The organism is Streptomyces sp. NEAU-sy36, assembly GCF_013423905.1.
GTDB lineage: Bacteria > Actinomycetota > Actinomycetes > Streptomycetales > Streptomycetaceae > Streptomyces > Streptomyces misionensis.
In genome coordinates this window covers 6,014,338-6,035,874 of record NZ_CP058977.1, presented here as the reverse complement: position 1 = coordinate 6,035,874, position 21,537 = coordinate 6,014,338, and the positions used below count along the sequence as shown (strand labels likewise).

The window sequence follows — 21,537 nt, the reverse complement described above, 5'->3', positions numbered from 1 at the left end:
ACGGAGGTCGCGGGACCGACCCCCTGTGCCCGGGCGAGCGGCACGCCCATTACGCTAGGTCCCGGAACCCTCGGCTCCCAATGAGGGAACCCCCTAGGGGGTTGGGTGAGGGAAAACCCTCGGTCCGGTTCAGTTAACAAGAGCCGTGCTCAGTGCGCGCGCCGACCTGCCGCCAATCGGACGATGTCGACCCGCGAACGGATCCCCAGCTTCCGGTAGACCCGTGTCAGGGTGGCCTCGACCGTCTTGACGCTGATGAACAGCCGGGCGGCGATCTCCCTGTTGGTGGCGCCCTCCATGACCAGCGCGGCGACCTGACGCTCCATCGCGGCCAGCACGTCCAGCGCGTCCAGGGTGCCGCGCACCGCCCGGGCCGGTTCCGCGTCGAGGGTGGCGAGGGCCGCCTCCACCTGGCGCAGCCAGGGCAGCGCCCGGCAGCGGCGGAACAGCCGGGTGGCCTCGTCGTAGGCCGCGGCCCCGGGGCGCCGGCCGCGCAGCCGGGCCAGCGCGAACGCGGCCCGCGCCTCCTCCAGCCCGTAACCCAGCTTGCCGAGCCGGTCCTGAGCGGACCTCAGCTGGGCGAGCGCGGCCTCGGTGGCGCCCTGGGCGGCGCGCACCAGTGCCTCGGAGCGGTCCAGGACGGCGAGCACGCTCTCCCGGCCGAGCCGGAGGGCGTGCTCCCGGGCGGTGTCGATGACGTCCTGCGCCTCGGCCGGCTCACCGGTACGGACCAGCGCCTCGGCGAGATCGCCCTGCCAGCGGCCGCGCGCCGGGTCGGTGATGCCGAGGCCCAGCTCCAGGGTGCGCACCCGGCGCAGCGAGCGCACGGTGCCCGCCGGGTCCCCGGCCACCAACTGGGCGTACCCGAGGGCGCCCAGGGCCCGGGACAGATACATCTGGTCGCCGTCCCCCTCGGCGTGCTCCACCGCCTCCCGGGCGAGGGTCAGCGCCCGGTCCACGTCCCCGCCGGAGGCCTCCGCGAGCGAGGTCAGCATCGCCGAGGCGGTCTCGCCGATCCCGGAGTCCCGGGCGAGCCGCAGACTCTCGCGGGCCAGGTCCAGGGCGCGCCCGCAGTGCCCCGCGCGCAGTTCGGTCTCGGCCAGGCCGCGCAGGAAGTGCACCTCGCTCTCCACCGAGCCGCGCCTGCGCACCTCGCGCAGCAGCCCGGTGACCGTGGCCCGCGCCTCGGCCAGCTGGTCTCCCATGACCAGCCAGCGGAACCGGGCGCTGCCCGCCCCGTTGTGGTGCCAGGCCACCCGGGGGTCCTGGGGCTCGCGCAGGGCCCGCTTGATGGTCCGCGGCGCCTCCGGATGGCCCATCAGGGTCTCGGTCTGCGCCTGGAAGGCGAGGGCCAGCAGCTCGGTGCGCCGGTCCTTGCCGCGCGCGGCCAGCTCGGCGGCGTGCGCGGCGGCGTCGCGGGCCGCGGTGAAGTCGCCCTCCACGATCAGCGCCCGCCAGCCCAGCTGGTAGTGGACCAGGGCCAGCAGCCGCGGGTCGTCCCCGGCGTCGGCGAGGGCCTGCGGGAAGAAGGCGTCGACCTCGGCCATGGTGTGGCCCGCGGTGTCGATGACGATGATCCAGGCCCGCACCCGTTCGGCGGGCACGCTCGCCCGGGTCAGCACCTCCCGGGCGATGTCCCGGGCCAGGTCCACCTCGCCCGCGGTGATGGCGTCCTCGGCGGCCGTCAGGCGCCGCTCCTGCGGACTCGGGGAGCCGTCGGCGGGGGTGTGCCGGGCGGCCAGCAGCCCCAGCTGGGCGGCGACCGAGGGCGCGCCGCGGTCCCGGGCGAGGGCGGCGGCCTCGGCGAGCCGGGCGGCGACCTCCGGGTCGGCCCCGGTGGTGGCGAGGGCGAGGTGGCGGGCGCGTTCGATGGGGTCGGAGGCGGCCGTGGACAGGGCCGCGTGCGCGGCGCGCCGCTCCTGCGCGGGCGCCTCCGCGTACAGCGCGGCGGAGATGAGGGGGTGCGCGAAGCGTACGGCGGGTGTGTCCGACTCCGTGGCGAGCAGCCCCAGTTCGGCGGCCTGGGCGCACTCGGCCTCGGCGTTCTCCCGCCCCGCCGCGTGCAGCAGGGCCAGGGTGGGGCGGGCGCCGGCGCTGGCCACCAGCAGGGTGCGGCGGGCCTCGACCGACAGCATGTCCAGACGGCTGAGCACCAGGGCGCGCAGCGAGGTGGGCACCGGCAGCGGCTCGCCGGGCCGGGGCGGGGTGGGGCTTTCGGTGAGGGCCCGGCCGAGTTCGAGCGCGAACAGCGGGTTGCCGTCGCTGGTGCGGTGGATGTCGCGGACCGTGGAGCGGGGCAGGCCCCCGTGGCCGCGGTGGCCGAGCAGTTCGGCGACCTGGGGGTGCGAGAGCGGGCCGAGCCGGACGGCGAGCGTGTCCGGTGGGCAGGACCGCAGATGGCGGTCGTACTCCTGGCTCTCCTGTCCCTCGGTCCGTGCCGCGCACAGCAGTTGGACCGGGGTGCCGCCGAGGCGGCGGGCGGCGAAACCGAGCAGTTCGGCGCTGGCCGGATCCAGCCACTGGAGATCGTCGGCGACGATCAGCACCGGGCCGCGGGCGGCGAGCGCGCGCAGCGCGGACAGCACCGCGAGGCGCAGGGCGAGGCCGTCGCGCTGGAGGCTGGACTCGCCGCGTCCGGTGAGCGCCGACTCCAGGGCGGTGCGCTGGGCGGCGGGCAGCTGCGGGGAGACGTCGTCGAGGACCAGGCCGAGGAGGTCGGCGAGGGCGAGGAAGGGAAGGTGGGATTCCGACTCGGTCGCCGAGCAGCGCAGCACGGTGTGTGCGGGGGACGCGTATTCCTCTGCCAATGCCCGCAGGATGGTCGATTTCCCAATTCCGGCCGATCCGTGGAGCAGCACGCTGCCGCCGGAGGCGAGTTGGGCGCGAGCGGCGGCGCACCGCTCCTCGCGGCCTATGACCAGGTCGGAGCGGCATCTCGCAGGCTCCTGGAAGTCCCGTCGCACGGTCACCGCTCCCCTCGTATGTCGTGTCCGGGCCAAATTCTAGGCAACGATCCTGGAAATTCGGACGGAAGCCGTGGTGAGGGAAATAACAAACGGTCAAGCATCAGGAAATTCAAAGCGTCTGCGCATGAATGGGAAGGTTTCCTTCCTCTCCTGGGGCTACGGCAGCAGCCCCGCCCGGCGTGCCGCGGTCACCGCCTCCCCCCGGGTGTGGGCGCCCAGCTTCCGCATGGCCGAGCGCAGATAACCCTTGACCGTCTCCGGGCGCAACCCCAGCCGCTCGGCCACCGCGGCGTTGGTCGCACCGGCTGCCACCCAGGACAGCACGTCCAGCTCGCGCGGCGCCAGAGCGGGCCCGTCGGCCGGGCGCGGCGCGGTCAGCAGACCGCAGGCGGCGAGCAGTTCGGCCCGCAGGTCCGGATCGGTGATCCGGGGCGCCAGCGCCCGCAGCGCCGCGTGCGCCTCGCGCACCTGCTCCCAGGCCGCCGGCCCCGTCCCGGCCGCCACCCGCACCTCGCCGGCCGGCTCGGGCCGGACCGCCGCCAGCAACTCCCGCGCCTGGTCCCGCGCCACGAGCGACTGCTCCACGTCCCGCGCCACCGCCACCGCCGCGCCCAGCGCCCGGTCGCCGAGCGGCTGGGCCGAGCGCAGCGCGCCGTAGAGCACCCCGCGCACCCGGCGCCGCACCACCACCGGGACCGCGAGCACCGAGCGGATGCCCTCCGCGGCCACCGGCACGTCGTACTCGTGGCTGATCTGCCGGGAGCTGGAGTAGTCCGTCACCGCGCACGGCCGGGCCAGCGCCACCGCCTTGCCGCCCAGACCGCTGCCGGAGGACACCGCGAGGCAGCGCAGCGCCGCCGTGGCCGTGCCGCTCAGCTCGCTGATGCGCACCTGGGGCCGGCCGGACTCGACCAGCCCGCCGAACGCGACCGGCAGCCCGGTCGCCCGCCGCAGGCTGAGCAGCGCCCCGCGGATCTCCACCACCGTCACGGCCTGTGCTGTCACTCGTCGCTCCCTCGGTGCGGCTGATGCGCGGACCACACCCCCCGTGCACGCGCGGACCACACCCCCGTTCGGGGGTAGTGAGACCTGCATCACGGATTAGACGATGCGGGGGAGCCGCCCGGCAATGGTCGGGAACATAGGAGGACGACGGATGACGACGGCGACCGAGGCCTTCAGGAACGCACGGGACTTCCTGCTGGCACACCGCGAGGACTATGCCACCGCCCACGACGGGTTCGAGTGGCCCCGGCCTGAGCACTTCAACTGGGCGCTGGACTGGTTCGACGTGATCGCCGCCGGCAACGACCGCACCGCGCTGCACATCGTGGAGGAGGACGGCCACGAGACGAGACTGTCCTTCGCCGAACTGTCCGAGCGCTCGGACCGGGTCGCGAACTGGCTGCGCGCGCGGGGCGTCGCCGCCGAGGACCGCGTGCTGGTCATGCTCGGCAACCAGGCCGAGCTGTGGGAGACCGCGCTGGCCGCGATGAAGCTGCGCGCCGTCGTCATCCCGGCCACCCCGCTGCTCGGCCCCGCCGACCTGCGCGACCGCGTCGAGCGCGGCCGGATCAGGCACGTGATCGTCCGGGCCGAGGACGCCGACAAGTTCGAGGAGGTGCCCGGCTCCTACACCCGCATCCGCGTCGGCGGCGATCCGCGGGAGGGCTGGACGCGGTACGAGGAGGCGTACGACGCCCCCGCGGGCTTCACGCCCGACGGCCCGACCCGCGCCGACGACCCCCTGATGCTCTACTTCACCTCCGGCACCACCGCCCGCCCCAAGCTGGTCGAGCACACCCATGTCTCGTACCCCATCGGCCACTTGGCCACCATGTACTGGATCGGTCTCAAGCCCGGGGACGTCCACCTGAACATCTCCTCGCCCGGCTGGGCCAAGCACGCCTGGTCCAACCTGTTCGCCCCGTGGAACGCCGAGGCGACCGTCTTCATCTTCAACTACGGCCGGTTCGACGCGGCCCGGCTGATGGCCGAGATGGACCGCGCCGGGGTGACCACCTTCTGCGCCCCGCCGACCGTGTGGCGCATGCTCATCCAGGCCGACCTGGGGCAGCTGCGCACCCCGCCGCGCGAGGTGGTGGCCGCGGGCGAGCCGCTCAACCCCGAGGTCATCGAACAGGTGCGGCGCGCCTGGGGGCGGACCATCCGGGACGGCTTCGGCCAGACCGAGACCGCCGTCCAGGTCTCCAACAGCCCCGGCCAGCGGCTGAAGACGGGCTCCATGGGCCGCCCCAGCCCCGGCTACCGCGTGGAACTCCTCGACCCGGTCACCGGCGCGCCCGGCGCCGCCGAGGGTGAGATCGCGCTGGACCTCGCCGCGCGCCCGGTCGGTCTGATGGCCGGCTACCACGGCGATCCGGACCGCACGGCCGAGGCCATGGCGGGCGGCTACTACCGCACCGGTGACATCGCCGCCCGCGACGAGGACGGCTACCTCACCTACATCGGCCGCGCCGACGACGTCTTCAAGGCGTCCGACTACAAGATCAGCCCGTTCGAGCTGGAGAGCGCGCTGCTGGAGCACCCAGCGGTGGCCGAGGCGGCCGTCGTGCCCGCCCCGGACGAACTCCGGCTCGCCGTGCCCAAGGCGTACGTCGTGCTCGCCGAGGGCTACGAGCCCGGACCCGACACCGCCAAGATCGTCTTCGAGCACTCCCGCCGGGTGCTCGCCCCCTACAAGCGCATCCGCCGCCTGGAGTTCGGCGCACTGCCCAAGACCGTTTCCGGCAAGATCCGCCGCATCGAACTGCGCGAGGCCACCGCCCAGGGTTCGGCGGACGAGTACCGCGAGGAGGACTTCCGGTGACCGCACGGCAGTTGTCGTACGCCCACGGCACGGGCACCACCCCGCTGCTCGGCGACACCATCGGCGCCAACCTCGCTCGTACGGCGGCCACCTGGCCGGACCGCGAGGCCCTGGTCGACGTGGCCGCCGGGCGGCGCTGGACCTACGCCGCCTTCGACGCCGACGTGGACCGGCTCGCCCGCGCCCTGCTGGCGAGCGGCATCGCCAAGGGCGACCGGGTGGGCATCTGGGCGGTCAACCGCGCCGAGTGGGTGCTCGTGCAGTACGCCACCGCCCGGGTCGGCGCCGTCATGGTCAACATCAACCCGGCCTACCGCACCCACGAGGTGGAGTTCGTCCTCGGCCAGTCCGGTGTCCGGCTGCTGTTCGCCTCCGTCGCCCACAAGTCCAGCGACTACCGCGCCATGGTCGAGGAGGTCCGCGGGCGGTGCCGTGAACTGCGCGAGGTCGTCTACCTCGGGGACCCGTCCTGGGAGGCGTTCGCCGCGCGCGGCGCCACCGTCGACCGGGCGGAACTGACGGCCCGTGAGGCGGAGTTGTCCTGCGACGACCCGATCAACATCCAGTACACCTCGGGCACCACCGGCTTCCCGAAGGGCGCGACCCTCTCCCACCACAACATCCTCAACAACGGGTATTTCGTCGGGGAGTTGGTCAAGTACACCGAGCGGGACCGGATTTGCGTCCCGGTCCCCTTCTACCACTGCTTCGGCATGGTGATGGCCAATCTGGCGGCCACCTCGCACGGCGCCTGCCTGGTGATCCCGGCCCCGTCCTTCGAGCCGAGGGCCACCCTGGAGGCGGTGCAGCGGGAGAGGTGCACGTCCCTGTACGGCGTACCGACCATGTTCATCGCGGAGTTGAACCTCCCGGACTTCGCCTCCTACGACCTCTCCACCTTGCGCACCGGCATCATGGCGGGTTCGCCCTGCCCGGTGGAGGTGATGAAGCGGGTGGTCGCCGAGATGCACATGGCCGAGGTCGCCATCTGCTACGGGATGACCGAGACCTCGCCGGTCTCCCTCCAGACCCGGACCGACGACGACCTGGAGCACCGCACCGCCACCGTGGGCCGGGTGCTGCCGCACCTGGAGGTCAAGATCGTCGACCCCGCCACGGGTGTCACCCGGCAGCGGGGCGAGACGGGGGAGCTGTGCACCCGGGGCTACAGCGTGATGCTCGGCTACTGGGACGAACCCGAGCGCACCGCCGAGGTCGTCGACGCGGGCCGCTGGATGCACACCGGGGACCTCGCGGTGATGCGCGAGGACGGCTATGTGGAGATCGTCGGCCGCATCAAGGACATGATCATCCGGGGCGGCGAGAACATCTACCCGCGCGAGATCGAGGAGTTCCTCTACGCCCACCCGAAGATCCGGGACGTCCAGGTCGTCGGAGTGCCGCACGAGAAGTACGGCGAGGAGGTGCTGGCCTGTGTGATCCCGCGCGACCCGGCGGACCCGCTCACCCTGGAGGAGCTGCGGGCCTTCTGCCGGGACCGGCTCGCCCACTACAAGGTCCCCAGCAGGCTGACGATCCTCGACTCCTTCCCGATGACGGTGTCCGGGAAGGTGCGGAAGATCGAACTGCGCGAGCGCTACCGGGACTGAGCCGGGGGGCGGGGCGCTCGTCCCGCCCCCGGTTCACTCCCGTCGGTCCCTGGCCCGGCGCCCCGGCTCCGGGGCGCCGTCCGCGTCCAGGGCGTCGGCGCGGTCGTTCACCGGCTGCGGGACGCCCGCGAGGTCCAGCACGAACAGCGGCACCCCCAGGCCGTCCGCGCAGCCGCGGGCGGCGTCGGTGTACCCGGCGAGGGAGAAGTAGGCGCAGTCGGCGGACTCCGTCATCGCCGTCAGCCACAGGCACTCCACGTCCCGCGGCGCGGCCGGCCGCACGGTCGGGTCCACCTGCGCCAGCAGCCCGCGCGCGGCCAGCCCGATGCCGTTCACCGGCCGCTGGTCGGCGCGGCGGATGTCCGCGTAGCCGAGCCGGCCCATATACAGCGCCGTCGCGGTGACCGCGTCCCGTGCGGTGCGCACGGCGTGCGGCCCAAAGACGCGGCGCGTCGGGGCCGGGCCGGGCGGCGACGGGTCCCCGGCGGGGTCCGCGGTGTCGCCCGCCACCGGGATCCGCAGCACCGTGCCGCACGGGCAGCCCAGTTCCGGCCGCGGCCAGTGGCCGAGGTGCCCGCAGCCGGCGCACGGCACGGCGATCCACTCGTCGTCCCAGGACCGGTGCTCGGCCACCACCGGCGCGGCGAGCGGATCCAGCCGCGGCGCCGTCGGCGCCCCGCAGACGCAGGGATACGCCGGGGCGGTGTAGACGTGCGCACGCCGACAGGCCGGACAACGCACCGGCACGCTCTCGGGCATGGCCCACTCACTCTCGCACGAAACCTCGGGACGGCGACCCCATGGTGCCCCCTCGTACGGCGTTTGTCCGGCGCTTGCCCGGTGTCTTGGCGTCTCTTGACGAGGTCAACACTCACCCCTACATTGCTTCCAGATAGTAGAAGTGAAATTCCGCTATACGAAATCCGCGCTACGGAAGTGGAGCGGAGCTCGGACCTTCCGAACACCGTGCTCACCGCGGGGCGCGACGGGAGTACGCATCCGACACCGAGGCAGGAGTACTCGATGGCTCGTATGACCGCTGCCCGCGCGGCAGTTGAGATCCTCAAGCGCGAGGGCGTCACCGACGCCTTCGGTGTGCCGGGCGCCGCGATCAACCCGTTCTACAAGGCCCTCAAGGAGGGCGGCGGCATCCACCACACCCTCGCCCGCCACGTGGAGGGCGCCTCGCACATGGCCGAGGGCTACACCCGGGCCAGGCCGGGCAACATCGGCGTGTGCATCGGCACGTCGGGACCGGCCGGCACCGACATGATCACCGGCCTGTACTCGGCCGCCGGCGACTCGATCCCGATCCTGTGCATCACCGGCCAGGCGCCCACGCACGTGATCCACAAGGAGGACTTCCAGGCCGTCGACATCGCCGCCATCGCGGGCCCGGTGACGAAGATGGCGGTGACCGTGCTGGAGGCCGCGCAGGTGCCCGGCGTCTTCCAGCAGGCGTTCCACCTGATGCGCTCCGGCCGGCCGGGACCCGTCCTGATCGACCTGCCGATCGACGTCCAGCAGACCGAGATCGAGTTCGACCCGGACACGTACGAGCCGCTGCCGGTGTACAAGCCCGCCGCGACCCGCGCCCAGATCGAGAAGGCGATCTCCTACCTGCTCGCCTCCGAGCGCCCGGTGATCGTGGCCGGCGGCGGCGTCATCGGCGCCGACGCCTGCGACCTGCTCACGGAGTTCGCCGAGCTGACCCGGACCCCGGTCATCCCGACCCTGATGGGCTGGGGCGCGCTGCCCGACGACCACGAGCTGAACGCGGGCATGGTCGGTGTGCAGACCTCGCACCGGTACGGCAACGCCACCTTCCTGGAGTCGGACTTCGTCCTCGGCATCGGCAACCGGTGGGCCAACCGGCACACCGGCTACAAGCTGGACGTCTACCGGCGGGGCCGCACCTTCGTGCACGTCGACATCGAGCCCACCCAGATCGGCAGGATCTTCCCGCCGGACTACGGGGTCGTCTCCGACGCCAAGGCGGCGCTGGAGCTGTTCGTGCGGGTGGCCCGGGAGCTGAAGGCGGCGGGCCGGCTCCCCGACCGCACGCAGTGGGTCGCCGCCACCCGGGAGCGCAAGGCCACGCTGCTGCGCCGCACCCACTTCGACGACGTGCCGATGAAGCCGCAGCGCGTCTACGAGGAGATGAACAGGGCCTTCGGCCCCGAGACGCGGTACGTCACCACGATCGGCCTCTCCCAGATCGCCGGCGCCCAGATGCTGCACGTCTACAAGCCCCGGCACTGGATCAACTGCGGCCAGGCGGGACCGCTCGGCTGGACGATCCCGGCCGCGATCGGCGTCGCCAAGGCGGACCCGGAGGCGCCGGTGGTCGCCCTGTCCGGCGACTACGACTTCCAGTTCCTGATCGAGGAACTGGCGGCCGCCGCCCAGCACCGTATCCCCTATGTGCACGTCCTGGTGAACAACGCCTACCTCGGCCTCATCCGCCAGGCGCAGCTCGGCCTGGACATCGACTTCCAGGTCAACCTGGAGTTCGAGAACATCAACACGCCCGAGATCGGCGTCTACGGCGTGGACCACGTCAAGGTCGCCGAGGGCCTCGGCTGCAAGGCGATCCGGGTCACCGAGCCGGACCGGCTGGGCGAGGCGTTCGAAGAGGCGAAGAAGCTGGCCGCGGAGTACCGCGTGCCGGTGGTGGTGGAGGCGATCCTGGAGCGGGTCACCAACATCTCGATGAGCCGCACCATGGACATCAGCGACATCACCGAGTTCGAACCCCTGGCCACGGAGCGCTCCCACGCCCCGACGGCCATCAGCCCGCTGAAGGTCTGACGCTCCCGGCACCGGAAAGGGGCGGCCCCGCCACAGGGGGCCGCCCCTTCTTCCCGTCCACCGCTACACCTCGTGCTCCGACAGCCCCGGCCAGTCCTCGGGCCCGCCGCCCTGCCACTCGATCAGGTCGTCCTCCTCGACCTCGATCCGGTCCAGGTCGGCCAGCCGCAGGATCTCCACCACGTCGTCCAGGTGCGACGCGAGCCCCAGTGTCACCTCTCCCTCGGTGACCCGCCTCGAACCGTCCAGGGCGGGCGGGTGGACCACGATGTGCGGGTGCCGCGCCGGATGTCCCATGCCTTCAGCGTGCGGCGCCCCGCCCAAGAACGCACATCGGAACCCGCCGCTGTCAGTGGGGGCCGCCACACTTCCGCCATGGGTGTGCGAAGCGACATGACACTGGAGTGGCAGCTGCGCGAGGTGGGCAAGGAGGCCGCCGACGACACCGTGCACGCGGCACTGGCGGCGGTCCTCGCCTACATGCACAGCGGCAGCCCCGGCAGACGCAGGGAGGGCAAGGAGCTGGTACGGCTCCTGGAGGCGGCCCGGGGGGCCGCGGCGGCCGCGGGGGAGTGGCAGGTCGTCCGCCTGCTCCAGGACTCGCTGGACTACGCGCAGGGCCGCATCCTCCAGCCGGACTTCGCCGAGCGGTACCGGCTCTTCCAGGACGGGGCGCGCAGCGAGCGCAAGCGCGACTTCGTGGCGTCCTCCCTGCGCGCCATGCACGAGTGGCTGGTCGCGGCGAGCGAGGCGTATCTGAGGGACCACCCCGGCGCGAGCGCGGAAGAGGTGCTCGGCCACTTCAGGGCCCAAGGCGCCGACACCGCCTTCCTCCAGGCCCCGGACGACCGGCCGGGGCGCTACGTCGTCCCGCGCGGCATGGCGGAGACCTCCCTGTGGCTGGAGCGCCTGCTCGGCAGCGACCGGATCGACGTCGAGGACCCCGCGGCACAGGCCCGCCGCATCGCCACCTCGCCGCGGGCCCTCGCGCTGCTCGCCGCCGACCGCGACGGGCGGCTGATCCTCCGGGCCGCCGAACTCCAGCGCCGTGCCGCCGGCCTCCGGGCGCTACGGGCGGTCGTCGAGGACACGACGGCCACGGAAGCGGACCTCCAGCGTGCCCTGCGGGGGAACCACTGGATCTTCGGCGGCCGGTACGTCGGTGAGGCGGCCCGGCGCCGGCTGGTGCCCGGTGACGAGGTGGACCTCCCGCTGATACGCGCCGACGGTGCCCTGCACATCGTCGAGCTGAAGCGGGCCATGGGGCTCAAGAGGCCCCTGATCCGGCGGCACCGCAACGCCTGGGTGCCCGCCGACGCGGTGCACGAGGCCGTGGGGCAGGCCGTCAACTACCTGGTCGGGCTGGACGAGCACCGCGCGCGCATCCGCGCGGAGTTCGGCATCGAGACCCGCAGGGCCGGCGCGCTCGTGCTCGCCGGGCACCCCGGTCTGCATCCGGACGTGCCCGAGGAGGAGGTCGGCGAGACGCTGCGGACGTACAACGCCCATGTCACCCGCGTCGAGGTCCTCACCTACAAGGAACTGCTCGACAACGCCGAACGCTCCCTCGCCGCGGGTGGGGAACCGGCGTAGGGAGCGGGGGCGTTGGTGCCGTCCGACGGCGCGAGCTCGGGCGCGACAGGGCTTTCGCGCCGCCGGACGGGGTCGGTCGGGCGAGTGGGACCGCGGGGGTGCGACGGAGGCGGGAGACCCTTCCCTCAGGTCGAGACGGATGCCCCGCTCCTTGACCACCGCACTGGCTCGCACACCACCGCGGTCCTCGCCCTGCCCGCGCCCGCGCCGTACGGCGACCCCTCATCCGGGCCGCACGGCGCCGCGCGGGCCGCGTGCGGAGGACCGACGCCAGTCGGTCTCCGTACGCCGCTTGCGGATCGCCTGCCGCTCAGTCCTCGCGCAGGGCGTGGACCGCCTCCTCCACGCGCTTGCCGTACTCGGGATCGGCGGCGTGGAAGTGCGCCAGGTTCTTCTCGATCACGTCGTCGCGGGAGACCTGTGCGAGGCCGCCGGCGATGTTCGCGACCAGCCGGGACCTCTCCTCCTCGGACATCAGCCGGTACAGCTCGCCCGCCTGGAAGAAGTCGTCGTCCTTGGTGTGCAGCGGCGCCTCGTGGGTGCCCGTGTGGCCGGAGACCGCGAGCGGCGCCGACAGCGGGCGGCCGGTCTCCACCGGGCCGTCGTAGGAGTTCGGCTCGTAGTTCTTGGCGTAGCGGCCCTGGGAGTTGGCGGCCATGAAGCCGTCGCGGCCGTAGTTGCGGGCGCCGCCCGGAACCGCCTTGGGCGAGTTGACCGGCAGCAGCGTGTGGTTGACGCCGAGCCGGTAGCGGTGGGCGTCCGCGTAGGCGAACAGCCGGCCCTGGAGCATCTTGTCCGGCGAGGGCCCGATGCCCGGCACGAAGTTGTTCGGCGAGAACGCGGCCTGCTCGACCTCGGCGAACACGTTGTCCGGGTTGCGGTCCAGGACCAGCCGGCCCACCCGCCGCAGCGGGTAGTCCCGGTGCGGCCACACCTTGGTCAGGTCGAACGGGTTGAAGCGGTAGTCCGCCGCCTCGGCCGCCGGCATGATCTGGACGTAGAGGGTCCAGGACGGGTGCACGCCCCGCTCGATCGCCTGGAGCAGGTCCGTCTGGTGCGAGTTGGGGTCCTTGCCCGCCAGCTCCTGCGCCTGCTCGGTGGACAGGGACCGGATGCCCTGGTTGGTCTTGAAGTGGTACTTGACGAAGAAGGCCTCGCCCTCGGCGTTCGTCCACTGGTAGGTGTGCGAGCCGTAGCCGTTCATGTGCCGGTACGACGCCGGGATGCCGCGGTCGCCCATCAGCCAGGTCACCTGGTGCGTGGCCTCCGGGGCGTGCGCCCAGAAGTCCCAGACGTTGTCCGGCTCCTGCTTGCCGGTGAACGGGTCCCGCTTCTGCGAGTGGATGAAGTCGGGAAACTTCAGCGGGTCCTTGATGAAGAACACCGGGGTGTTGTTGCCGACGAGGTCGTAGTTGCCCTCCTCGGTGTAGAACTTGACCGCGAACCCGCGCGGGTCGCGCACCGCGTCCGCGCCGCCGAGGTTGTCGGCGACCGTGGAGAACCGCACGAACACCTCGGTGCGCTTGCCGACCTCACCCAGGAAGTCGGCGTGGGTGTAGCCGGTGACGTCGTCGGTCACCTCGAAGTGGCCGTAGGCGCCGGAGCCACGGGCGTGCACCACTCGCTCCGGGATCCGCTCACGGTTGAAGCGCGCGAGCTTCTCCAGGAGGTGCTGGTCCTGGAGCAGGAGCGGGCCGCCGACGCCGGCGGTGGCGGAGTTCTGGTTGTCGGCGACCGGGGCGCCGGACTCTGTCGTGAGCACGCGCTGCGACATCGTGGACCTTCCATGCGGGTGGGCGGCGGAAAAGGTATTCCGCGTTGTGGAGCCTAGAAGTCTGCGTGGAGCCTAGAAGTGGGGTGAACAGGGCGTCAACAGTTTGTTGAGTTTGGATCCGGGCCGCGGCACCGCGTGGGCGCGACGGGACAGGTGTCGACGGCGCCGCGGCCCGGACGTCTGGAGGGCCGGCCCTCGAAGGGCCGTCAGACCTGAGCGCCGGAGAGCCGCTCCACGGCCCGCAGCAGCGCCGAGTGGTCCAGGCCGCCGTCGCCCTGGGCGCGCAGCGAGGCGACCAGCTGGGCGACCACCGCGCCGACCGGCAGGGCCGCGCCGACGTTGCGGGCCGCGTCGGTGACGATGCCCATGTCCTTGTGGTGCAGGTCGATCCGGAAGCCCGGCGTGAAGTCGCGGTCGAGGAAGTTGGCCTTCTTGCGCGTGAGCACGGTGGAACCCGCGAGGCCGCCGTTGAGCACGTCGAGCGCGGCCTTGAGGTCCACGCCGGACTTCTCCAGGAAGACCACGGCCTCGGCGCACGCCTGGATGTTCACGGCGACGATCAGCTGGTTGGCGGCCTTCACGGTCTGCCCCGAGCCGTGCGGGCCGCACAGCACGATGGTCTTGCCCAGTGCCTCGAAGACGGGCCGCGCCTGCTCGAAGTCGGCCTGCTCGCCGCCGACCATGATGGACAGCACGGCCTCGACGGCCCCGGCCTCGCCGCCGGACACCGGGGCGTCCAGCACCCGGATGCCCTTGTCCTTCGCGGCGGCGGCCAGGTCGATGGAGGTCTGGGGGGTGATCGAGGACATGTCGATCAGCAGCGAACCGGGCCGCGCGTTCTCCAGGATGCCGTCCGGGCCGTAGGCGACGGCCTCGACCTGGGGGGACGCGGGCACCATCGTGATCACCACATCGGCGTCGCGCACGGCCTCGGCGATCGATCCGGCGGCCCGGCCGCCGGCGGCGGCCAGCCGGTCCAGCTTCGCCTGCTCCAGGGTGTAGCCGGTGACGTCGTAACCCGCCTTGATCAGGTTCTCGGACATGGGGGAGCCCATGATGCCGAGGCCGATCCAGGCGATCGCCGGACGGGCGGGGCGGGAGGAATCCGCAACAGTGCTCATGCTCAAAAGGCCTCTCTCAACTGCCGTGCCAAGTCAGGGGGTTCAGCGCGCCGCGCGCGCCTCGCGGGGGAGCCAGTCGAAGGCCTCGGCGCTCGGCCGGTCGCCCGGCTTGTACTCCAGGCCCACCCAGCCGTCGTAACCGGCCTTCCGCAGCCGGCCGAGCAGCTCCGCGAGCGGCAGCGAGCCGGTGCCCGGGGCGCCGCGGCCGGGGTTGTCGGCGATCTGCACATGGCCGGTGTGCGCCGCGTACCGGTCGATCACCGCCGGCAGGTCCTCGCCGTTCATGGCCAGGTGGTACAGGTCCATCAGGAACCGCGCGTTGCCGAGGCCGGTCGCCGCGTTGACCTTCTCGACGACCTCCACCGCGGCCGGCGCCGACACCAGCGGGTACGCCGGCGACTCGGGCTCGTTCAGCGCCTCGATCAGCAAGGTGGCGCCGATCCGGTCGGCGGCGCGGGCCGCGAGGACCAGATTCTCCAGCGCCAGCGCGTCCTGCTCGGCCGGGTCCACGCCCTCGATCCGGTTGCCGTAGAGCGCGTTCAGCGCCGTACAGCCCAGGGAGTGCGCGAAGCCGGCGGCCACCTCGATGTTGGCGCGGAAGCGCTCGGACTCCTCGCCGGGGACCGACAGGGCGCCGCGGTCCGGGCCCGGCAGCCGGCCCGCGTAGAAGTTCAGCCCGGTCAGGTGGACGCCCGCGTCCTCGATCGCCCGCTTCAGGGCGTCCAGTTCGGCGCGTTCCGGGGTGGGGGTGTCGACCCAGGGCCACCACAGCTCGACCGCGGTGAAGCCGGCCGCGGCGGCGGCCGCGGGGCGCTCCAGGAGCGGGAGTTCCGTGAAGAGGATCGACAGGTTGACGTCGAAGCGCTGGTCTGCGGCGGTGCTCAAGTCGAAACCTGGCATTCGGGACGCGCTCCCTTCCGTGGTCGTATTCCGTATTACGGAAGTTTGTTTCTGCGTAATGGAAGACTGCCGTCGGGTGTCGCTGCTTGTCAAGGGGGTCCGCGGGACGGTCGCCGACGGAGGATCCCGGTGTCCGCGCCGCGCGCTACCTTGTGCGCGTGCGATTGAAAGTTGAGTTCACGACCGAACCCTTCGACCTGGAGGAGGCCCCCGCCCACGCCCTGGCGGCGCGGGAGGTCATAGAGACGGCAGGGCTGGACGCGGTGGACGTCGGCCCGTTCGGCAACACCGCCGAAGGTGCCGCCGAGCGGGTGCTCGCCTCGGTGGACGCGCTGCTGCGCAAGAGCCTGGAGGCCGGAGCCACCCGGATCTCGCTCCAGGTCAACGTGCTGGCCGACGACGGCGGGGAGGGTGATGGATGACCGGGGACGAGTCGTTCATCGCGGCCGTGAAACCGCTGGTCGACGCCATGGGCGGGGTCATGATCCCGCCCGACGAGGCCGGCCCGGAGGACGTCGTGCTGGCCTGGGAGGGCGTCGACGCCGTCGCCGTACGCCTGCCCCAGCTCGCCGACTCCCTCGATCACATCCTCGCCGCGATGGAGCGCAAGGAGGGCCGGCCGCTGTCCGAACTGGACCGCAAGGCCAAACAGGAGGTCGTGCGGATACTGGAGGCGCGGGGCGCCTTCTCCGTGCGCCACGGTGTGGAGATCGTGGCGGGCGCGCTGGGCGTCAGCCGCTTCACGGTCTACAACTACCTCAACCGGGAGAAGGGCGCCTGAGGACCCCGGGGGCCCGCCCGGCTTGTTACGCGGATTTTTCAACAAAGTGTTGACGCGGCGTTTTCGGGAGCGTTAGCTATCGGCAGCCCGTTCAGCACGAAGGCCGAAACTGGCCACGGAGGCTCCCGTGACGTCGACTTTCACGCCCCCGGGTCTGGCCCGGTTCAACGATCTGGAGGAGCGGGCGGCCTCCGCCGTGCTCCACGAGGCGTGCGCCTCCAGCGCATGGGTGCGGCGGCTGACCGCCGCCCGCCCCTACGCCACCGCCGACGAGCTCTACGCCGAAAGCGACGCCGCCACGGCCGAGCTGACCGCCGCCGACCTCGACGAGGCGATGGCCGGGCACCCGCCGATCGGGCGGCCCCGGCCGGGCGATCCGGCCTCCGCACGCGAACAGCGCGGCATGGCCGGCGCCTCGGACCGGCTCAAGGCCGAAATGCTCGAACTCAACCTGGCCTACCAGGAGAAGTTCGGCCATGTCTTCCTCATCTGCGCCACCGGCCGCACCGGCGAGCAGATGCGGGACGCGGTCAAGGAGCGGATCGGTAACACACCCGAACGGGAGCGGGAGATCGTCCGCACCGAGCTGGGGAAGATCAACCGCATCCGACTGGCCCGACTCGTCGAAGAGGACGCCTGACCCATGAGCACCAGCACCACCGCCTCCGTGTCCACGCACATCCTGGACACCTCGGTCGGCCGCCCCGCCGCCGGCGTCGCCGTCCATCTCAGCGCCCGCTCCGGGCGCGCGGCGGACTGGCGGGCGCTCGGCGGCTCCGCGACCGATGCCGACGGCCGGTGCAAGGACCTGCCGGCCCTGCCGGAGGGGACCACTCACGTACGGCTCGACTTCGCCGTCGAGCCGTACTTCGAAGAGCAAGCCGCGAACCAGCAAGCCGATGCGCAGCAGGACGCCCCCGCGACTCGGGACAGCGGACCGGCCGTGTTCTTCCCGGAAGTGGCGATCACCTTCGCCGTCGTACCGGGCGAGCACTACCACGTACCGCTGCTGCTCAACCCGTTCGGCTACTCCGTTTACCGAGGGAGCTAGCTACATGACCGTCAATTCCCGCCCTGCCGGCCCTGTGATGCTGGGACAGAACCAGTACGGCAAGGCCGAGAACCGAGTCGTCAAGATCACGCGGGACGGCGCCACCCACCACATCAAGGACCTCAACGTCTCGGTGTCGCTGAGCGGCGACATGGAAGAGGTCCACTACTCCGGCTCCAACGCCAATGTGCTGCCGACCGACACCACCAAGAACACGGTGTTCGCGTTCGCCAAGGAGTACGGCATCGAGTCCGCCGAGCAGTTCGGCATCCACCTCGCCCGCCACTTCGTCACCTCGCAGGAGCCGATCCACCGCGCCCGGATCCGGATCGAGGAGTACGCCTGGGAGCGGATCGAGACCTCCGACGCCAACTCCAGGTTCATCGGCGCCGACGAGGTCAAGCACTCCTTCGTCCGCAAGGGCCAGGAGACCCGGCTGACGCAGATCACCTACGACGGCTCGACCTGGGAGGTCATCTCCGGCCTCAAGGACCTGACCGTCATGAACTCCACCAACTCCGAGTTCTGGGGCTACGTCAAGGACAAGTACACCACCCTCCAGGAGGCCCACGACCGCATCCTGGCCACCTCGGTCGCCGGTCGCTGGCGGTTCAACTGGACCGACGACGAGCAGAAGATGCCCAACTGGGAGAAGTCCTACGAGCAGGTCAAGAAGCACATGCTGCACGCCTTCGCCGAGACCTACTCCCTCTCCCTCCAGCAGACGATGTTCCAGATGGGCTCGCGCATCATCAACAACCGCAGCGAGATCGACGAGGTCCGCTTCTCGCTGCCCAACAAGCACCACTTCCTGGTCGACCTGGAGCCGTTCGGCCTGAAGAACGACAACGAGGTCTACTTCGCCGCCGACCGGCCCTACGGGCTGATCGAGGCGACCATCCTCCGGGACGGCTGCGAGCCGAGGATCCCGGTGGACCTCACCAACCTCTGATCCACCTCCTTTTCGGCACCCGCGGCCGGGGTACCACCCCACCGGGCTCCGGCCGCGGCACTCAAATCTCCCAGGGTCCTGCCGTGCCCTCCCCACAGAAGTCCGCTGAGCGAAAAGGACGAAACATGGCAGCAGCCCAGCGCACCGTCATCGAGAACTGTTCGATCGCGACCGTCGACGCCGACGACACCGAGTACGCCTCCGGGTACCTGGTCCTCGCCGGCAACCGCATCGAGGCGCTCGGCGCGGGCACGGCACCCGAGGGTCTGGAGAACGTCGTCCGCCGGATCGACGCCACCGGGCACCTCGCCACCCCCGGCCTGGTCAACACCCACCACCACTTCTACCAGTGGATCACCCGGGGCCTGGCCACCGACCACAACCTGTTCGACTGGCTCGTCGCGCTCTACCCCGTCTGGGCGCGCATCGACGAGCCGATGGCCTACGCGGCGGCCCAGGGCTCGCTCGCGATGATGGCCCGCGGCGGCGTCACCACCGCCATGGACCACCACTACGTCTACCCCCGGGGCGCCGGCGACCTGTCGGGCGCGATCATCCGCGCCGCCCGGGAGACGGGCGTCCGCTTCACCCTCGCCCGCGGCTCCATGGACCGCGGCGAGAAGGACGGCGGCCTGCCCCCGGACTTCGCCGTCGAGAGCCTGGAGGACGCGCTCGCCGCGACCGAGGCCACCGTGCGCGAGCACCACGACGCGTCCCCCGACGCCATGACCCAGGTCGCCGTCGCACCCTGTTCCCCCTTCTCCGTCTCCACCGAACTCATGCGTGAGGCGGCCGGGTCGGCGCGCCGGCTCGGCGTACGGCTGCACACCCACGGCTCGGAGACCGTGGAGGAGGAGAAGTTCTGCCACGAGCTGTTCGGCGTGGGCCCCACCGACTACTTCGAGTCCACCGGCTGGCTCGGCGAGGACGTGTGGATGGCGCACTGCGTCCACATGAACGACTCCGACATCGCCGCGTTCGCCCGCACGAAGACCGGTGTCGCCCACTGCCCCTCGTCCAACGCCCGGCTGGCCGCGGGCATCGCGCGGGTCCCCGACATGCTCGCCGCCGGCGTCCCGGTCGGCCTCGGCGTCGACGGCACCGCCTCCAACGAGTCCGGCGAGCTGCACACCGAGCTGCGCAACGCCCTGCTCATCAACCGGCTCGGCGCGCACAAGGAAGCCGCGCTGACCGCCCGGCAGGCCCTGCGGCTCGGCACCCACGGCGGCGCCCGGGTGCTCGGCCGCGCCGCCGAGACCGGCTCGCTGGAGGCCGGGAAGCTGGCCGACCTGGTGCTGTGGCGGATGGACACCCTCGCCCACTCCTCCATCGCCGACCCGGTGACCGCGCTGGTCTTCGGCGCGGCCGCCCCGGTCACCGCCTCCTTCGTGAACGGCCGGCAGATCGTCGAGGACGGACGGCTGCTGACGGTCGACGAGGACGCCATCGCCCGCACCACCCGTGACCAGGCGCGCCGGCTGGCGCGGATCGCCGCCCAGCGCTGACCCCCGACTCCGGCCGGGAGGGACGGCTCCCGGCCGGCAGCCGTGGACCCGAGCGGGGTCCATGGCGGCCGGCTCCGGGGCGCGCGCGTGGACGCGTGCGCCCCGGAACGGTCTCCGTTCGCGACCCGCCTGGGTCCTACCGGTCCCGCACGACCGCGCACCACCTCCCTGAAACCCACGTCCACAGCCGACGTGTCTTAACCGACCGGAGGAGCCGCCGTGTCCGCCCCAACCGTCGACGTGCCAGCAGTCCACCCGGTGGACGAGAAACTCCCCGCCCTGAAGATGGCGACCAGCGGCCTCCAGCACGTGGCCGCCATGTACGCGGGGGTCGTCGCCCCGCCCCTGATCGTCGGCGCCGCCGCGGGCCTGTCCGGCACCGACCTCACCTTCCTCACCGGTGCCTGTCTGTTCACGGCCGGCCTCGCCACCTTCCTCCAGACCCTCGGCTTCTGGAAGATCGGCGCCCGGCTGCCCTTCGTCAACGGCGTCACCTTCGCCGGCGTCGCCCCCATGACGGCGATCATCGCCTCCGCCAAGGACAAGTCCGACGCCCTGCCGATGATCTTCGGGGCGGTCATGGTCGCCGGTGTCCTCGGCTTCCTCGCCGCCCCGGTGTTCTGCAAGGCCGTCCGCTTCTTCCCACCGGTCGTCACCGGCTCGGTCATCACCCTCATCGGTGTCTCGCTGCTGCCGGTCGCCTTCGGCTGGGCCCAGGGCCCCGACGCGTCGGCCCACGACTACGGCTCGACGACCAACCTCACCCTGGCCGGCCTCACCCTGCTGATCGTCCTGCTGCTGCGCCGCTTCACCCGCGGCTTCGTCAAGCAGATCGCGGTGCTGCTGGGGCTGCTCGCCGGCACCCTGATCGCGATCCCGTTCGGTGTCACCGACTTCTCCCCGGTCGCCAAGGCCGCCGTGGTCGGCTTCCCGACGCCCTTCCACTTCGGCGCCCCCCAGTTCCACATCGCCGCGATCCTGTCGATGTGCGTGGTGATGGTGGTCTCGATGACCGAGTCCACCGCCGACATGCTGGCCCTCGGCGAGATCGTCGAACGGCCCTCCGACGAGCGGACCATCGCGGCCGGACTGCGCGCCGACACCCTGGGCTCCGCCCTCAGCCCCGTGTTCAACGGCTTCATGTGCAGCGCCTTCGCGCAGAACATCGGCCTGGTGGCCATGACCCGGATCCGCAGCCGCTTCGTGGTGGCGGCCGGCGGCGGCTTCCTGGTCCTGATGGGCCTGTGCCCGGCGGCCGCCTCGCTGATCGCCGTCGTGCCGCGCCCGGTCCTCGGCGGCGCCGGCGTCGTCCTCTTCGGCTCGGTCGCCGCGAGCGGCATCCAGACCCTGGTCCGGGCCGGACTGGACAAGGACAACAACGTGCTGATCGTCGCCGTCTCCCTCGCCGTCGGCATCATCCCGATCACGGCGCCCGGTTTCTACCACGCCTTCCCGGACACCGTGCGGATCGTCCTCGACTCGGGCATCTCCACGGGCTGCGTCGCGGCCGTCGTGCTCAACCTGGTCTTCAACCACCTGGGCCGGGGACGGGACGCGCAGGACGTCACGCATCCGATGGAGGCGGGGGAGGAGCTGGCGTCGGCGCACTGAGGGGGGGCACCGGCACGGGGTACGGCCAGGCG

The 21,537-nt window shown here is 72.0% G+C and carries 18 protein-coding genes; 11 read left to right on the top strand and 7 right to left on the bottom strand.

What is annotated here, in order from left to right:
• Nucleotides 1–149: 149 nt before the first annotated feature.
• Together HZZ00_RS26420 and HZZ00_RS26415 are read right to left on the bottom strand one after the other, a co-directional pair.
• Entirely contained in the window at nucleotides 150–2,969 is a 2,820-nt protein-coding gene (locus HZZ00_RS26420) for an AAA family ATPase (protein ID WP_180328794.1), read from the bottom strand.
• A gap of 153 nt (nucleotides 2,970–3,122) precedes the next feature.
• Nucleotides 3,123–3,971 (bottom strand): response regulator transcription factor, encoded by an 849-nt coding sequence (locus HZZ00_RS26415; protein WP_257585369.1) that lies wholly within the window; start codon nucleotides 3,969–3,971, stop codon nucleotides 3,123–3,125.
• A 151-nt stretch (nucleotides 3,972–4,122) separates the two neighbouring features.
• Here HZZ00_RS26415 and HZZ00_RS26410 point away from each other — a divergent pair, with 151 nt between their 5' ends.
• Both HZZ00_RS26410 and HZZ00_RS26405 read left to right on the top strand, forming a co-directional pair.
• Nucleotides 4,123–5,796: an AMP-binding protein gene (locus HZZ00_RS26410; RefSeq protein ID WP_180328793.1), complete on the top strand. Its 1,674-nt coding sequence runs from the start codon at nucleotides 4,123–4,125 to the stop codon at nucleotides 5,794–5,796.
• Nucleotides 5,793–7,406: an AMP-binding protein gene (locus HZZ00_RS26405; RefSeq protein ID WP_257585367.1), complete on the top strand. Its 1,614-nt coding sequence runs from the start codon at nucleotides 5,793–5,795 to the stop codon at nucleotides 7,404–7,406. Before HZZ00_RS26410 ends, HZZ00_RS26405 begins: the two co-directional genes overlap by 4 nt.
• Nucleotides 7,407–7,439: 33 nt before the next feature.
• On the opposite strand, the gene HZZ00_RS26400 is transcribed toward HZZ00_RS26405, so the two are convergent.
• Nucleotides 7,440–8,165, bottom strand: a complete 726-nt coding sequence (locus tag HZZ00_RS26400) for a hypothetical protein (protein ID WP_180328792.1) — start codon at nucleotides 8,163–8,165, stop codon at nucleotides 7,440–7,442.
• Between the two features lie 264 nt (nucleotides 8,166–8,429).
• On the opposite strand from HZZ00_RS26400, the gene gcl reads away from it, so the two are divergent.
• On the top strand, nucleotides 8,430–10,217 hold the full coding sequence (gene gcl / locus HZZ00_RS26395) for a glyoxylate carboligase (protein ID WP_180328791.1): 1,788 nt from the start codon (nucleotides 8,430–8,432) through the stop codon (nucleotides 10,215–10,217).
• Nucleotides 10,218–10,280: 63 nt separating this feature from the next.
• On the opposite strand, the gene HZZ00_RS26390 is transcribed toward gcl, so the two are convergent.
• Nucleotides 10,281–10,514, bottom strand: coding sequence for a hypothetical protein (locus tag HZZ00_RS26390; RefSeq protein WP_180328790.1), 234 nt, complete (start codon nucleotides 10,512–10,514; stop codon nucleotides 10,281–10,283).
• Between the two features lie 96 nt (nucleotides 10,515–10,610).
• On the opposite strand from HZZ00_RS26390, the gene HZZ00_RS26385 reads away from it, so the two are divergent.
• Nucleotides 10,611–11,810: a Shedu anti-phage system protein SduA domain-containing protein gene (locus tag HZZ00_RS26385; protein WP_180333715.1), complete on the top strand. Its 1,200-nt coding sequence runs from the start codon at nucleotides 10,611–10,613 to the stop codon at nucleotides 11,808–11,810.
• Between the two features lie 310 nt (nucleotides 11,811–12,120).
• On the opposite strand, the gene HZZ00_RS26380 is transcribed toward HZZ00_RS26385, so the two are convergent.
• The 3 genes from HZZ00_RS26380 to HZZ00_RS26370 all read right to left on the bottom strand — a co-directional run bounded on the left by HZZ00_RS26380 (nucleotide 12,121) and on the right by HZZ00_RS26370 (nucleotide 15,605).
• Nucleotides 12,121–13,584 (bottom strand): catalase, encoded by a 1,464-nt coding sequence (locus HZZ00_RS26380; RefSeq protein WP_180328789.1) that lies wholly within the window; start codon nucleotides 13,582–13,584, stop codon nucleotides 12,121–12,123.
• 206 nt (nucleotides 13,585–13,790) lie between these two features.
• Complete coding sequence (locus HZZ00_RS26375; RefSeq protein ID WP_180328788.1) at nucleotides 13,791–14,705, bottom strand: 2-hydroxy-3-oxopropionate reductase; 915 nt, start codon at nucleotides 14,703–14,705, stop codon at nucleotides 13,791–13,793.
• 42 nt (nucleotides 14,706–14,747) lie between these two features.
• Nucleotides 14,748–15,605 (bottom strand): TIM barrel protein, encoded by an 858-nt coding sequence (locus HZZ00_RS26370; protein WP_180328787.1) that lies wholly within the window; start codon nucleotides 15,603–15,605, stop codon nucleotides 14,748–14,750.
• A 158-nt stretch (nucleotides 15,606–15,763) separates the two neighbouring features.
• Here HZZ00_RS26370 and HZZ00_RS26365 point away from each other — a divergent pair, with 158 nt between their 5' ends.
• From HZZ00_RS26365 to HZZ00_RS26335, 7 genes are all read left to right on the top strand, one after another.
• Entirely contained in the window at nucleotides 15,764–16,027 is a 264-nt protein-coding gene (locus HZZ00_RS26365) for a hypothetical protein (protein ID WP_070025688.1), read from the top strand.
• On the top strand, nucleotides 16,024–16,386 hold the full coding sequence (locus HZZ00_RS26360) for a helix-turn-helix domain-containing protein (protein ID WP_180328786.1): 363 nt from the start codon (nucleotides 16,024–16,026) through the stop codon (nucleotides 16,384–16,386). The genes HZZ00_RS26365 and HZZ00_RS26360 overlap by 4 nt, the downstream gene beginning before the upstream one ends.
• A 127-nt stretch (nucleotides 16,387–16,513) precedes the next feature.
• Nucleotides 16,514–17,026: a 2-oxo-4-hydroxy-4-carboxy-5-ureidoimidazoline decarboxylase gene (uraD, locus tag HZZ00_RS26355; RefSeq protein ID WP_180328785.1), complete on the top strand. Its 513-nt coding sequence runs from the start codon at nucleotides 16,514–16,516 to the stop codon at nucleotides 17,024–17,026.
• 3 nt (nucleotides 17,027–17,029) lie between these two features.
• Entirely contained in the window at nucleotides 17,030–17,437 is a 408-nt protein-coding gene (uraH, locus tag HZZ00_RS26350; protein ID WP_180328784.1) for a hydroxyisourate hydrolase, read from the top strand.
• A 4-nt stretch (nucleotides 17,438–17,441) separates the two neighbouring features.
• Entirely contained in the window at nucleotides 17,442–18,389 is a 948-nt protein-coding gene (gene pucL / locus HZZ00_RS26345) for a factor-independent urate hydroxylase (protein WP_180328783.1), read from the top strand.
• 125 nt (nucleotides 18,390–18,514) lie between these two features.
• Complete coding sequence (locus tag HZZ00_RS26340) at nucleotides 18,515–19,894, top strand: 8-oxoguanine deaminase (protein ID WP_180328782.1); 1,380 nt, start codon at nucleotides 18,515–18,517, stop codon at nucleotides 19,892–19,894.
• Between the two features lie 285 nt (nucleotides 19,895–20,179).
• Nucleotides 20,180–21,505 (top strand): nucleobase:cation symporter-2 family protein, encoded by a 1,326-nt coding sequence (locus HZZ00_RS26335; protein WP_180333714.1) that lies wholly within the window; start codon nucleotides 20,180–20,182, stop codon nucleotides 21,503–21,505.
• The last annotated feature ends 32 nt before the right edge of the window (nucleotides 21,506–21,537 follow it).

Excerpts from the sequence above, each read along its gene's own strand:
- HZZ00_RS26410 (WP_180328793.1), top strand. The coding sequence starts at position 4,123 with ATGACGACGGCGACCGAGGCCTTCAGGAACGCACGGGACTTCCTGCTG.
- HZZ00_RS26400 (WP_180328792.1), bottom strand. The coding sequence starts at position 8,165 with ATGCCCGAGAGCGTGCCGGTGCGTTGTCCGGCCTGTCGGCGTGCGCAC.
- gcl (WP_180328791.1), top strand. The coding sequence starts at position 8,430 with ATGGCTCGTATGACCGCTGCCCGCGCGGCAGTTGAGATCCTCAAGCGC.
- HZZ00_RS26390 (WP_180328790.1), bottom strand. The coding sequence starts at position 10,514 with ATGGGACATCCGGCGCGGCACCCGCACATCGTGGTCCACCCGCCCGCC.
- HZZ00_RS26385 (WP_180333715.1), top strand. The coding sequence starts at position 10,611 with ATGACACTGGAGTGGCAGCTGCGCGAGGTGGGCAAGGAGGCCGCCGAC.
- HZZ00_RS26380 (WP_180328789.1), bottom strand. The coding sequence starts at position 13,584 with ATGTCGCAGCGCGTGCTCACGACAGAGTCCGGCGCCCCGGTCGCCGAC.
- HZZ00_RS26375 (WP_180328788.1), bottom strand. The coding sequence starts at position 14,705 with ATGAGCACTGTTGCGGATTCCTCCCGCCCCGCCCGTCCGGCGATCGCC.
- HZZ00_RS26370 (WP_180328787.1), bottom strand. The coding sequence starts at position 15,605 with ATGCCAGGTTTCGACTTGAGCACCGCCGCAGACCAGCGCTTCGACGTC.
- HZZ00_RS26360 (WP_180328786.1), top strand. The coding sequence starts at position 16,024 with ATGACCGGGGACGAGTCGTTCATCGCGGCCGTGAAACCGCTGGTCGAC.
- uraH (WP_180328784.1), top strand. The coding sequence starts at position 17,030 with ATGAGCACCAGCACCACCGCCTCCGTGTCCACGCACATCCTGGACACC.
- pucL (WP_180328783.1), top strand. The coding sequence starts at position 17,442 with ATGACCGTCAATTCCCGCCCTGCCGGCCCTGTGATGCTGGGACAGAAC.
- HZZ00_RS26340 (WP_180328782.1), top strand. The coding sequence starts at position 18,515 with ATGGCAGCAGCCCAGCGCACCGTCATCGAGAACTGTTCGATCGCGACC.
- HZZ00_RS26335 (WP_180333714.1), top strand. The coding sequence starts at position 20,180 with ATGGCGACCAGCGGCCTCCAGCACGTGGCCGCCATGTACGCGGGGGTC.